At 57.8% G+C, this 11,984-nt stretch carries 12 protein-coding genes; 9 read left to right on the forward strand and 3 right to left on the reverse strand.

The features are described 5' to 3' along the window. Positions 1-43: 43 nt before the first annotated feature. On the forward strand, positions 44-262 hold the full coding sequence (gene infA / locus R5R33_RS00515) for a translation initiation factor IF-1 (protein ID WP_010130378.1): 219 nt from the start codon (positions 44-46) through the stop codon (positions 260-262). Between the two features lie 125 nt (positions 263-387). Here the strand turns inward: infA and clpA are convergent, their stop codons facing one another. Both clpA and clpS read right to left on the reverse strand, forming a co-directional pair. After that, the gene (gene clpA / locus R5R33_RS00520) at positions 388-2,676 is read right to left on the reverse strand and encodes an ATP-dependent Clp protease ATP-binding subunit ClpA (RefSeq protein ID WP_318954130.1); all 2,289 of its coding nucleotides are present in this window, start codon (positions 2,674-2,676) and stop codon (positions 388-390) included. A gap of 127 nt (positions 2,677-2,803) precedes the next feature. After that, positions 2,804-3,196, reverse strand: coding sequence for an ATP-dependent Clp protease adapter ClpS (gene clpS, locus R5R33_RS00525; RefSeq protein WP_318954131.1), 393 nt, complete (start codon positions 3,194-3,196; stop codon positions 2,804-2,806). Between the two features lie 364 nt (positions 3,197-3,560). Between clpS and cspD the strand changes: the two genes are divergently transcribed. Further along, positions 3,561-3,845 (forward strand): cold shock domain-containing protein CspD, encoded by a 285-nt coding sequence (gene cspD / locus R5R33_RS00530; protein WP_318954132.1) that lies wholly within the window; start codon positions 3,561-3,563, stop codon positions 3,843-3,845. A gap of 300 nt (positions 3,846-4,145) precedes the next feature. Here cspD and icd read toward each other — a convergent pair whose 3' ends face one another. Further along, a complete protein-coding gene (icd, locus tag R5R33_RS00535) occupies positions 4,146-5,396 on the reverse strand; it encodes an NADP-dependent isocitrate dehydrogenase (RefSeq protein WP_318954133.1) in 1,251 nt (416 codons plus the stop codon). 219 nt (positions 5,397-5,615) lie between these two features. Between icd and R5R33_RS00540 the strand changes: the two genes are divergently transcribed. The 7 genes from R5R33_RS00540 to R5R33_RS00570 all read left to right on the forward strand — a co-directional run bounded on the left by R5R33_RS00540 (position 5,616) and on the right by R5R33_RS00570 (position 11,977). Continuing rightward, a complete protein-coding gene (locus R5R33_RS00540) occupies positions 5,616-6,266 on the forward strand; it encodes an rRNA large subunit pseudouridine synthase E (protein ID WP_318954134.1) in 651 nt (216 codons plus the stop codon). 255 nt (positions 6,267-6,521) lie between these two features. After that, positions 6,522-7,706, forward strand: coding sequence for a tRNA 2-thiouridine(34) synthase MnmA (gene mnmA / locus R5R33_RS00545; RefSeq protein WP_318954135.1), 1,185 nt, complete (start codon positions 6,522-6,524; stop codon positions 7,704-7,706). Then, positions 7,703-8,338: a high frequency lysogenization protein HflD gene (gene hflD / locus R5R33_RS00550; protein ID WP_318954136.1), complete on the forward strand. Its 636-nt coding sequence runs from the start codon at positions 7,703-7,705 to the stop codon at positions 8,336-8,338. Before mnmA ends, hflD begins: the two co-directional genes overlap by 4 nt. A gap of 65 nt (positions 8,339-8,403) precedes the next feature. Continuing rightward, positions 8,404-9,777: an adenylosuccinate lyase gene (gene purB / locus R5R33_RS00555; RefSeq protein ID WP_318954137.1), complete on the forward strand. Its 1,374-nt coding sequence runs from the start codon at positions 8,404-8,406 to the stop codon at positions 9,775-9,777. Between the two features lie 40 nt (positions 9,778-9,817). After that, positions 9,818-11,026: a cupin domain-containing protein gene (locus tag R5R33_RS00560; protein ID WP_318954138.1), complete on the forward strand. Its 1,209-nt coding sequence runs from the start codon at positions 9,818-9,820 to the stop codon at positions 11,024-11,026. Beyond that, positions 11,026-11,487, forward strand: a complete 462-nt coding sequence (locus R5R33_RS00565; RefSeq protein ID WP_318954139.1) for a GNAT family N-acetyltransferase — start codon at positions 11,026-11,028, stop codon at positions 11,485-11,487. Before R5R33_RS00560 ends, R5R33_RS00565 begins: the two co-directional genes overlap by 1 nt. Further along, positions 11,465-11,977 (forward strand): DUF7931 domain-containing protein, encoded by a 513-nt coding sequence (locus R5R33_RS00570; protein ID WP_318954140.1) that lies wholly within the window; start codon positions 11,465-11,467, stop codon positions 11,975-11,977. Before R5R33_RS00565 ends, R5R33_RS00570 begins: the two co-directional genes overlap by 23 nt. The last annotated feature ends 7 nt before the right edge of the window (positions 11,978-11,984 follow it).

The following is an 11,984-nucleotide window of genomic DNA, read 5'->3' on the forward strand; positions in this document are numbered from 1 at the left end:
CTGGCGGAATAGCAAGTACACATTAATCAAAGGTTCCTGCCGCATGGCAAAAGACGATTACATTGAAATGGAAGGCGAGGTGATCGACACCCTGCCCAACACCACATTCCGAGTAAAACTGGAAAATGGACATGTGGTAATCGCGCACATTTCCGGCAAGATGCGCAAAAACTACATTCGTATCCTGACCGGCGACAAGGTAAAGGTTGAGCTCACTCCCTACGACCTGAGCAAAGGCCGCATCACCTACCGCGCCCGCTGAATACCGCTCCGGTCTGCGCCGACAACCAATAGGCGCAAATGTCCGGACAATAAAAAAGCCACCTTTAAGGTGGCTTTTTTGGTTGCGCGGCCTTCCGCAAAGTCAGCATTGATGCCTCACCGCAATCAGTGCAGTGCCGGCACGGCGGTATTTATCTTGAGCTGATCGTTCTCCACGGTCACCTCGACCTTGCCCCCCTCTTCTGACAGCTCACCGAACAATACGGCCTCTGCCAGCGGCTTGCGCAGTTTTTCGCGGATCAGGCGCGCCATTGGGCGCGCGCCCATTTTCTCGTCATAGCCGTGGACAGCGAGCCACTCACGCGCTTCATTGTCCACCTCGAGCGTAACCCGGGAATCATCCAGTTGCGCCTGCAGCTCAACCACAAATTTGTCCACCACGGTTTTGACCACATCCATGCTCAGCGCGCCGAACTGAATGATGCTGTCCAGGCGGTTGCGGAATTCAGGAGTGAACATTTTCTTGATTTCTTCCATTCCGTCGGTGGAGTGATCCTGGCTGGCAAAGCCGATTGAGCGACGACTCATCAGCTCGGCACCGGCGTTGGTGGTCATAATCAGGATGACGTTGCGGAAGTCGGCTTTGCGGCCATTGTTGTCGGTGAGGGTACCGTGATCCATCACTTGCAACAGGAGATTGAACACTTCCGGGTGCGCCTTCTCGATCTCATCGAGCAACACCACGCTGTGGGGGTGCTTGGTGACAGCGTCCGTCAGCAGGCCGCCCTGATCGAAGCCCACATAGCCGGGGGGCGCGCCGATCAGGCGGGATACCGTGTGGCGCTCCATATATTCCGACATATCAAAGCGGATCAGCTCGATCCCCATCACTTTGGCCAGCTGGCGACAAAGCTCGGTTTTACCCACGCCGGTGGGACCAGCAAACAGGAAGGACCCGATGGGTTTCTCTTCGGCACCGAGACCAGCCCGGGATAGCTTGATAGAGGTGCTCAGGGCTTCGATGGCGATGTCCTGACCGAACACCACCATCTTCAGATTGTCGTCGAGCTTCGCCAGCGCAGCCTTGTCGGAGGCCGATACACTCTTCGCCGGAATCCGCGCCATCTTTGCCACCACCTGTTCGATCTCGGTGACGGTAATGGTGCCGGTGCGTTTTTCCGCGGGCAGCAATGCCTGGTAGGCACCGGCCTCATCGATCACATCGATGGCCTTGTCCGGCAGGAAACGCTCGGTAATGTGGCGATTGGCCAATTGGGCGGCAGCCTCCAGGGCCGAATCGGTAAACCGCACCTTGTGGTGATCCTCAAAACAGGATTTGAGCCCCTGCAGAATCTGTACGGTTTCGTCAACGGAGGGCTCATGTACGTCGATTTTCTGGAAGCGGCGTGAAAGCGCACGGTCTTTCTCAAAAATTCCACGGTACTCGTTAAACGTGGTGGAGCCGATACAGCGCATCTGTCCGCTGGAGAGCAGCGGTTTCAGCAGATTGGAGGCATCCATGACACCGCCGGATGCCGCACCGGCACCGATAATGGTGTGAATTTCGTCAATGAACAGCACCGCGTGTTCGCGTTTTTTGAGCTCAGCCAGCAGTGCCTTGAAGCGCTTTTCAAAGTCGCCACGGTACTTGGTGCCTGCCAGCAGCGAACCGAGATCCAGCGAGTAAATTGTGCTGTGCTGCAGTGGCTCTGGCACCTCGCCATCGACAATACGGCGGGCCAAGCCCTCCGCAATCGCGGTCTTGCCGACACCAGACTCGCCTACCAGTAGCGGATTGTTCTTGCGGCGGCGCGCCAACACCTGGGTAACGCGCTCCACTTCCAGGGCGCGACCAACGAGCGGGTCGATCCGGCCGAGAATGGCCTCTTGGTTGAGATTGGTTGCGTAGCTTTCCAGCGGATCAGAGCCACCGGATTCCGACGTGGTACCGAGGTCTTCATCCACCTGCTCCGGTGATGGGTCCGGGCTGTGGTGGGCGTTGTTACCGCCGGAAGAGCTGACGCGGGAAATGCCGTGGGTGATGTAGTTCACCACATCAATCCTCGCCACGCTCTGCTGCTTGAGGTAGTAGACCGCTTGGCTTTCCTGCTCACAAAAGATCGCCACCAGCACATTGGCTCCGGTCACCTCTTTCTTGCCGGACGACTGCACATGGAACACCGCGCGCTGCAGCACCCGCTGGAAGCCAAGTGTGGGCTGGGTTTCGCGTTCCGTATCATTTTCCGGAATCAACGGCGTCGTGGAGTCCACAAACTCCAGCAGCTCCCGGCGCAGTGCGCTGAGATCGGCACCGCAGGCATGCAGAACATCCGCCGCGGATTCATTGTCCAGCAGCGCCAGCAAAAGGTGCTCTACGGTCATGAACTCATGGCGTTTCGCCCGTGCACCTTTGAACGCTAGATTGAGCGTTACCTCTAAATCCTTGCTGAGCATCTGAACCTCAAACCTTACTGGCCAATGTAATCCGGGTTGCGGTTACACACCCGGTATTCATGTTTGTCGCCGCTGTACCGGCCGGAAAAATCACGCCCTTCAGGAGTCAGGCGCTGGAACTGCTTTCTCAACCCTCCTCGCCGTTTTCATCGCCCTCGTCAGCTTCAATTTCACACAGCAGCGGGTGCTCGTGATCCCTTGCAAACTGATTTACCTGCGCGGCCTTTGTTTCCGCTATATCCCGAGTATAGACACCGCAGATCGCTTTTCCCTTAGTGTGCACCTGCAACATCAGTTGAGTGGCGCGCTCTCGATTTACATAAAAGAAAAGCTCCAGCGCTTCGACCACAAACTCCATCGGGGTGTAGTCGTCATTGAGCATGACCACCTTGTACATTGGCGGCCTTTTGAGGCGCGGCCTGGCTTCCGCAAGCGCGGTATCTCCGCCAGGCTCGTAAAAATGGTCGTCGTCACCCTCGCCTTCGTTCGAGTGTAGTTTAATGATTTGTGATTTTCCCATAGTGCAAGTCAATCAGGTTTCAGGTATCAGTTCACAGTACTGACGCCCGGAAAGTTTCAGTCCGGGCTCGATCAGGTTTTGTTAGACCACGAATGGCCCAAAGGTATCAGTCACTGCAGTGAAATTGGCAAGCGCGCATTGTAACCCCAAACGCCAGCGGACACAGTCCGGAGCTCTGATTCACTTGACAACCACTGGGGTCTTGGCTACAAGAGGTAGTAACCGCGCCAAGCGGTTTGAAGGCACTAGCATTTAGTCGTACAAATGACTTTGTGCGAATAATGAAGCGCATGAAGCGCGATAACTATAAAGAAAACTTATTAGGCGGCCAGCAGTCGCCCCGGCAATTTAGAGGGATTTCGCCATGCCTACCGGTACCGTAAAGTGGTTCAATAACGCCAAGGGTTACGGATTTATTCTTGCGGATGAGGGCGGAGAGGATCTGTTCGCACACTACTCAGCCATCCAGATGGAGGGCTACCGCACCCTGAAGGCTGGCCAGCAGGTCAACTTCGATATCATTCAGGGCGATAAGGGCTATCACGCAGCCAACATCAGCCTCGCCACCGCTAATGCGCCACGCGCATCTTCGTCGGCATCCCAGACGCAAGCCGTGCATGAGAAAGAGACCGAAGTAGCGCTCGATTGACCTAAGCGCGACAGATTAGGCCGTAAACGGCTTTCTGCCGGCGCAAGCATCCCCAGCCGATGGCGAGGGAAACCGGGCCGTATTAAAAAGGGTGCGGTTGGGAAGCTGGGCGGCGGATTGCGGCAACCCTCCAGGCGCCCCACGGCAATTGCCAGGCAAACCCCTCAGGTACTGTCGGTGGTACGGCCGTACCAGGATGCATCCGCGCGCAAAGCGCAGCCAAGTCCAGGCCGACAAAAATAGATGGCACAAAAAAAGCCCCGCACCTTTCGGCGCGGGGCTTTTTCATTCAGTGATGAATCAAGCCATGTGCTTGATCACTTCCTCACCAAACGCGGAGCAGGATTTCAGCTCGGCACCGTCCATCAGACGTTCGAAGTCATAGGTAACGGTCTTGGCTTCGATCGCGCCTTCCATACCCTTGACTACCAGCTCGGCAGCCTCGTTCCAGCCCAGATGGCGCAGCATCATTTCAGCGGACAGGATCAGGGAGCCCGGGTTTACCTTGTCCTGACCAGCGTACTTCGGTGCGGTACCGTGGGTCGCTTCGAACAGGGCAACTTCGTCAGACAGGTTGGCACCCGGAGCGATACCGATACCACCTACCTGTGCAGCCAGTGCGTCGGACAGGTAGTCACCGTTCAGGTTCAGGGTGGCGATCACGTCGTATTCGGCCGGGCGCAGCAGGATCTGCTGCAGCATGGCGTCGGCGATCACATCCTTAACCACGATTTCCTTGCCGGTGTTCGGGTTTTTGAAGCTGCACCAGGGGCCGCCGTCGATCAGCTGAGCACCGAACTCTTCGCGGGCCACTTCGTAACCCCAGTCAGCGAAGGCACCTTCGGTGAACTTCATGATGTTGCCTTTGTGCACTAGGGTCAGGGAGTCGCGATCCTGGTCAATGGTGTACTGCAGGGCTTTGCGCACCAAGCGCTTGGTGCCTTCTTCGGAAACCGGCTTTACACCGATACCGCAGTTTTCCGGGAAGCGGATTTTCTTAACGCCCATCTCTTCGCGCAGGAATTTGATGACCTTGTTCGCTTCATCGGTACCGGCCTTCCACTCGATACCCGCGTAGATGTCTTCGGAGTTCTCACGGAAGATCACCATGTCTACCTTGTTCGGTTCTTTAACCGGGGAAGGTACACCGCTGAACCAGCGAACCGGACGCTGACATACGTACAGATCCAGCTCCTGACGCAGAGCAACGTTCAGGGAGCGGAAGCCGCCACCTACCGGAGTGGTCAGCGGGCCTTTGATGCTGACAACGTAATCTTTGATCGCTTCCAGGGTCTCGGCCGGGAACCAGTCGCCGCTGTAGGTTTCTGCCGCTTTTTCACCACAGAAGATTTCCATCCAGGCAATGGACTTGTCGCCGCCGTAGGCCTTGCTGACCGCAGCGTCGATCACCTTAATCATTACCGGGGTGATATCCACGCCGATGCCGTCACCTTCGATGAACGGAATGATCGGGGTGCTCGGTACGTTCAGAGAACCATCTGCATTGACTGTGATTTTTTCGCCGTTGGCCGGCACTTGGATATGACCCATTAAGTTGACTCCCGTAACTCTTTGACTAAACGCCCGGCTTTATCTGGGAAAAACCGGCATAATGCGCCGAATTTTCCACCGCCGGTCATGGTTGCCGCCCATTGTTTGCGTCGTTGCATACGCCGAGCCGGCTAAAAATCGGCGGGATTATATCAGTATCTGTCCAATTTTGTAGTTTGATTACAACCAAGGGACCAGAACCAACGTTCACCGAGCTTCATGACTCAACTCATTCTATTCAACAAACCCTACGGCGTGCTCTGCCAGTTCACCGACCCGGAGGGTCGCCCTACCCTGGCGGATTACATCAACAAGCCCGGGGTATATGCCGCGGGCCGCCTCGACTACGACTCCGAGGGGCTGCTGTTGCTCACGGACGACGGCCGCCTGCAGCACCAGATCGCACATCCAGACAACAAACAACCCAAGGTCTACTGGGCTCAAGTTGAGGGCGAGGTAACGGAAGAGGCTCTGTATATGCTGCGCCACGGCGTCGACCTGAAGGATGGTCGCACCGCACCGGCCAAGGCGCGAATCATTGTCGAGCCGGAGATGGATCTGTGGCCGCGGACGCCACCCATTCGCGAGCGCAAATCGATCCCCACGAGCTGGATCGAGCTGACAATCACAGAGGGGCGCAATCGCCAGGTGCGACGCATGACCGCCGCCGTCGGCCACCCCACCCTGCGTCTGATTCGCCGATCCATAGGCAACTGGAGCCTGGACGGCCTGCAGCCGGGAGAGCAGCGTACGGAAACCGCCGGCCTACCCCAGATCAAGGCCAGACCGCAAACCCGCCCCAAACCCAAAGCGGGGACACATAAACCTTCAGGCTCCCGCGGCGGCCAGGGGCGCAGCCGTAAGCGCTAAAAGAAACACCCCGGCACACCGCCACGGGCCATTCGACTAGGCTGATAGGGTGTTGGCGCGTATTTTTCTGACGGACCATCCGCGTTGCTTTTCGGACCAGATATCCACAGATTGGTCAGCGACCGCAATCACGGGTAAAATGCGCCCCCATTTTCCAGCCCCCTGTGGGCTTCTGGGCACCTGGAGCTACTCAGGGTTGAAAACCCCTCCGCGCCCCTCACTGTAGTGACCCGGTATTCCATGTCAGATTTGGATATGTCTTTGCCTTCTAGCACCAATGACCAGTCAGTAAAAGCGCCCAAGCGAGTCATCGTCGGTATGTCCGGTGGTGTGGACTCCTCCGTGGCCGCCCTGCTCCTGATGCAGCAGGGCTACGAAGTCGAAGGGCTGTTCATGAAGAACTGGGACGAGGACGACGGCACCGAATACTGCACCGCGAAACAGGATCTGGCGGATGCCGAAGCGGTTTGCGGCCGACTGGGCATCAAGCTCCATACCGCCAATTTCGCCGCCGAGTACTGGGATAACGTGTTCGAGTATTTCCTCGCGGAATACAAAGCGGGACGCACACCGAATCCGGACATCCTGTGTAACCGGGAAATCAAGTTCAAAGTGTTTCTCGAATATGCCGAAATGCTCGGCGCCGATGCCATTGCCACCGGTCACTACACCCGCCGATGGGATGAAAATGGTCGTACCTACTTGTTAAAGGGGCTGGACGCGAATAAGGACCAGAGCTACTTCCTGCACGCCGTGGGCGAAGCGGAATTTGCCCGCTCGCTGTTTCCCATCGGTGAGCTGGAAAAGCCGGAAGTGCGCCGCATCGCGGAAGAAAATGGACTGATCACCCACAGCAAAAAAGACAGCACCGGTATCTGTTTTATTGGCGAGCGTCGCTTCAAGGACTTTCTTGAGCAGTACCTGCCGGCACAGCCCGGCGAAATGCAGACTCCGGAAGGGGAAGTCATGGGCCAGCACAGTGGCCTGATGTACCACACTATCGGCCAGCGTCAGGGGCTGGGTATCGGCGGCGTGAAAGGTGCCGGCGACCAACCGTGGTATGTCGTGGGCAAAGATCTCGACAAGAATGTTTTGATCGTGGCCCAGGGCAAACACCACCCCCTGCTCTACTCCACCGGGTTGACCGCTACGCAGACACATTGGATCAATGGCACCCCGCCGGCAAGCGAGTTCCGCGCCGCGGCCAAAACCCGCTATCGCCAGGAAGATCAGCCATGCCTGATCAAGGTGGGGGAAGATGGCAATCTGACGATTGCGTTCGACAAACCACAGCGCGCTGTCACCCCCGGCCAATCGGTGGTTATCTACCAGGGCGAAGTCTGTCTCGGCGGCGCTGTGATCGAACAGGCTACCGGCATCGGCGAAATCGACGTTCAACACCCGGGAAATACCCAACAGGCTGCAGGGAGCAACAATTGAGCAACTGGCGAGATCAGGCACTGGCGCTGGCCGGCGTTTTTCAGGCTGCAATTCTGGTGGAGAGGCTGGCAAAAACCGGCACGGCGCCCACAGAGCAGATGGAAACCGCGGTTTACAGCCTGTTCCAGCAGAATCCCGAAACCACTGAGGACGTGTTTGGCGGCGTTGAGAAAGTGCTCGCAGGCCTGCGCGGCGCGCGCCAACTGCTCGCGACCCGCAGCCACCCGGAATACACCGATTGCCTGCGCTATGTGCTTTCTATCCTGTACCTGCAACGACAGCTGGCGAAGAAACCCGGACTCCTGTCAATCATCGGCAGCCGGTTGGAAAAGGCCCGCACGCAGACCGACCACTTCGGGATTGGCCACGAGAATGTCTATGCAAACCTTGCCAGCATTTACAGCGACACCCTGAGTACCTTCCGCTTCCGTATCCAGGTGCTGGGTGATTTCAATTACCTGCAGCAGCAGCGTATCGCCAACCAGATTCGCACCATGCTGTTCGCCGGTGTGCGCTCCGCGATGCTCTGGCGACAGCTGGGGGGGCGCCGCCTGCACCTGCTGTTTCAGCGCAAGAAACTGATCGCGGCCATGGATGCGCTGGTGGCCAAATACGAATCACTGGAACACTAATTTTTTTCATTTTCCGCCGCACGGAAACTGTCCGTTAGCGGTGATATTGATATCGGAGAGACACAATGACTGTCGAGCTATCCGCCCTTACCGCGGTTTCCCCCATTGACGGACGCTACGAAAGCAAAACCGCGGCGCTGCGTGATATTTTCAGTGAGTATGGCCTGATCCGCGCGCGCGTCGAAGTGGAAGTGCGCTGGCTGCAACAGCTGGCCCGCCACGAAAAAATCATTGAAGTGCAGCCGTTCGGTAGCGGCAGCAACCAGATTCTCGACGACATTGTCAGCCAGTTTTCCCTGCAGGATGCCGAGCGCATCAAGGAAATTGAGCGTACCACCAATCACGATGTGAAAGCGGTGGAATATTTCCTCAAGGAAAAAGTCAAAGGCGACGAGCAGCTGGCAGCCGTGGGTGAATTCATCCACTTCGCCTGCACCTCCGAAGACATCAACAACCTGTCACACGCACTCATGCTGCGTGCGGGCCGCGATCAGGTGCTGCTGCCGGCGATGAACCAGATCGTGAACGAAATCGCCACCCTGGCGAAAAATTTTGCCGACGTACCGATGTTGTCCCGCACCCATGGCCAGACCGCCAGCCCCACCACCGTGGGCAAGGAGATGGCCAACGTGGTCGCGCGCCTGCGCCGTCAGGTAAAACAGATCCGCGACGTGGAGCTGCTCGGCAAGATCAACGGCGCGGTGGGCAACTACAATGCGCACCTGTCTGCCTATCCGGATGTCGACTGGCAGGCGAATGCGGAAGCATTTGTCACTTCCCTCGGCCTCAGCTGGAACCCCTACACCACCCAGATCGAACCCCACGACTACATCGCGGAACTGTTCGATGCCATCGCCCGCTTCAACACCATCCTGATCGATTTCGATCGCGATGTGTGGGGCTACATTTCCCTGGGCTACTTCAAGCAGAAGGTTGTTGCGGGCGAAGTGGGTTCCTCCACCATGCCGCACAAGGTCAACCCGATCGACTTTGAAAACTCCGAGGGCAACCTGGGTATCGCCAACGCGGTATTCCAGCACCTGGCCGCCAAGTTGCCGGTTTCCCGCTGGCAGCGCGACCTCACCGACTCCACCGTACTGCGCAATATGGGCGTTGGCGCCGGCTACTCCGTGATTGCCTACGCGGCCACCCTGAAGGGCCTGAGCAAGCTGGAACTCAACCGCGCGCGCCTGGAAGAGGACCTGAACAACGCCTGGGAAGTACTCGCAGAGCCGATTCAGACCGTTATGCGTCGCTACAACATCGAGGAGCCCTACGAGAAGCTGAAGGCACTCACCCGCGGTCAGGGCATCACCAAGGAAACCTTGGCGGTATTTATCGATGGCCTGGATATGCCGGAAGACGCCAAGCAAGCACTGCGCGAGCTCACGCCGGCCAGCTACATTGGCAACGCCATTGCCCAGGCAACCAACATTTAAGTGAAACACTGAATCTGCTTTTCAATTCGGGAGATGTTCCATGACGGCATCGGTGTACCGCTCCGTTGACCCGCTGACTCACCTGGGAGACATCCCGGTGGAAACATTTTTGCGGGAATACTGGCAGAAAAAGCCATTGCTGATCCGCAATGCATTTCCCGGATTCGAGGCGCCCATTTCCGGCGAAGAACTCGCCGGCATGGCGCTTGAGGAGCAGATCGAATCGCGCATTGTCGAAGAGCATGGTATCGACGGCCCCTGGCAACTGCGCAACGGCCCGTTTACCGAAGAGGATTTCTTCTCGCTGCCGAAAACCCACTGGACCCTGCTGGTGCAGGCAGTGGACCAGTGGATTCCGGAAGTGGCGGACATCAAGGACTACTTCCGTTTCATTCCCGACTGGCGGCTCGACGACATCATGATCAGCTACGCTGCCGATCAGGGCAGCGTCGGTCCCCACTACGATTTCTACGACGTGTTTCTGCTGCAGGCGGAGGGCAATCGCCGCTGGCACCTGGGGCCCAAGGCCGATGCCAGCAGCCCGCGCGTGGAAGGCACCCCGCTGAATATCCTGCGGGAGTTCGAGTCCGAGGCCAGCTGGCTGCTGGAGCCCGGCGATATGCTGTACCTGCCCCCCCAGTACAGCCACTGGGGCATAGCTGAAGGAGGCTGTACCACCATTTCCGTGGGCTTCCGCGCACCATCCGCACGCACCATGCTGGAAGATCTGGCGGCAGAGCTGGGTGCAGGGCTGCCAGACCACTATCGCTACACAGATGCGGACCTGACTCTGCCGGCAAACCCGGCGGAAATCGACAGCGCGACGGTGGCGCGGGTACAGCGCCAGCTGGCGGAGTGGTTGCAGCAACCGCAGAATATTGCCCAGTGGTTCGGCGCCATCATGACCGAAGCCAAATATCCGGATACCGTTGCCCTCGATGCGGGCGCTGCCGAGGACTGGCGCGAGCACCTCGCCGAAGGCGGTAACCTGATTCTCAACCCCGGTTCCCGCTGCGCCTTTTGTCGCGACCCGGCCACCCTGTTTGTGGACGGCGAATCCCTGCCGGTGCCGTTACTGTTCGCCGAAGGCTTCTGTGAGTCCCGCGAAATCACCCAGAGTGACGTGGATGCCCATCCCGAGCTGGCGGCCAAGGATGCACTGATCGACCAGCTGGTTTCCCAAGGCAGTCTCATTTACCCTGAGCTTCTCGATGATGACGATCTCGATGAAGATCAGGAGAGTGATTGATGAGCCTGTTTGTACGCCTGGCGGACTGGCAGACAGATCGCGATGCCATCCGCGGCATCCGCCAGAAAGTGTTCGTAGAAGAGCAGCAGGTCCCAGCGGACCTGGAGTGGGATGAGCTGGAGGAAAGCGCGCAGCATTTCCTGATCTATCAGAGCAACAAGGCCATCGGCACGGGGCGCCTCACCGGTGGTGGCAAAATAGGCCGCATGGCGATTCTAAAGGATGCTCGCGGCAATGGCGCCGGACTGGAACTGCTCAACCGCATCTGCAAGTTTGCACGGGTATCCGGGCAGAAAAACGTCTACCTGAACGCCCAGGTTCACGCCGTACCCTTTTATCAAAAAGCGGGCTTCGCGGTGACCGGGGAAGAGTTTATGGAGGCGGATATTCCACATGTGCGCATGGACCTTACCCTGAACGACCAGGAACCCAGCGAGAATGCCGACGACTGGAACCGCTGACTCAGGCACCAACCCCGCACCAATGCCGCTGGAAACTGCCGAGCAGTTTGCCAGCGCACTACAGCGGTTGATCGCTGACGCTCGCCGTCACATTGTCATCTACTCGCAACATCTCGCGCGCCCCCTCTACCACGAGCCGCACACGGTACAGGCGCTGTCGGATTTTGCCCGCAGCAGCCGTTACGCCCGTGTGCAGATCCTGATTTGCGATAGCGAGCCGCTGCTGCGTTCACCTCACCGTATGCTGCCGCTGATCCAGCGACTGGAAAGCCGCATCGAATTGCGCAAGACCCAACCGGGGTCAGAGCCGGACAATTACGAGTTTGCACTGGCGGATGATCGGCAGCTGTTACTGCGCACTGATGGGGAAAAGTGGCTGGGGCAATACCAGGACGAAAATGCGGTGCGGACGCGCCAGTTGCGGGAAATCTTTGAGCGAGCCTGGCTGCATGCGCAACCAGACCCGAACCTTAAACAATTTTTCCTTTAATTTCTGA

Origin of the sequence: Microbulbifer pacificus (genome assembly GCF_033723955.1) — a bacterium.
GTDB lineage: Bacteria > Pseudomonadota > Gammaproteobacteria > Pseudomonadales > Cellvibrionaceae > Microbulbifer > Microbulbifer pacificus.

Excerpts from the sequence above, each read along its gene's own strand:
- infA (WP_010130378.1), top strand. The coding sequence starts at position 44 with ATGGCAAAAGACGATTACATTGAAATGGAAGGCGAGGTGATCGACACC.
- R5R33_RS00565 (WP_318954139.1), top strand. The coding sequence starts at position 11,026 with ATGAGCCTGTTTGTACGCCTGGCGGACTGGCAGACAGATCGCGATGCC.
- icd (WP_318954133.1), bottom strand. The coding sequence starts at position 5,396 with ATGGGTCATATCCAAGTGCCGGCCAACGGCGAAAAAATCACAGTCAAT.
- R5R33_RS00540 (WP_318954134.1), top strand. The coding sequence starts at position 5,616 with ATGACTCAACTCATTCTATTCAACAAACCCTACGGCGTGCTCTGCCAG.
- clpA (WP_318954130.1), bottom strand. The coding sequence starts at position 2,676 with ATGCTCAGCAAGGATTTAGAGGTAACGCTCAATCTAGCGTTCAAAGGT.
- cspD (WP_318954132.1), top strand. The coding sequence starts at position 3,561 with ATGCCTACCGGTACCGTAAAGTGGTTCAATAACGCCAAGGGTTACGGA.
- mnmA (WP_318954135.1), top strand. The coding sequence starts at position 6,522 with ATGTCTTTGCCTTCTAGCACCAATGACCAGTCAGTAAAAGCGCCCAAG.
- R5R33_RS00560 (WP_318954138.1), top strand. The coding sequence starts at position 9,818 with ATGACGGCATCGGTGTACCGCTCCGTTGACCCGCTGACTCACCTGGGA.
- clpS (WP_318954131.1), bottom strand. The coding sequence starts at position 3,196 with ATGGGAAAATCACAAATCATTAAACTACACTCGAACGAAGGCGAGGGT.
- R5R33_RS00570 (WP_318954140.1), top strand. The coding sequence starts at position 11,465 with ATGCCGACGACTGGAACCGCTGACTCAGGCACCAACCCCGCACCAATG.
- purB (WP_318954137.1), top strand. The coding sequence starts at position 8,404 with ATGACTGTCGAGCTATCCGCCCTTACCGCGGTTTCCCCCATTGACGGA.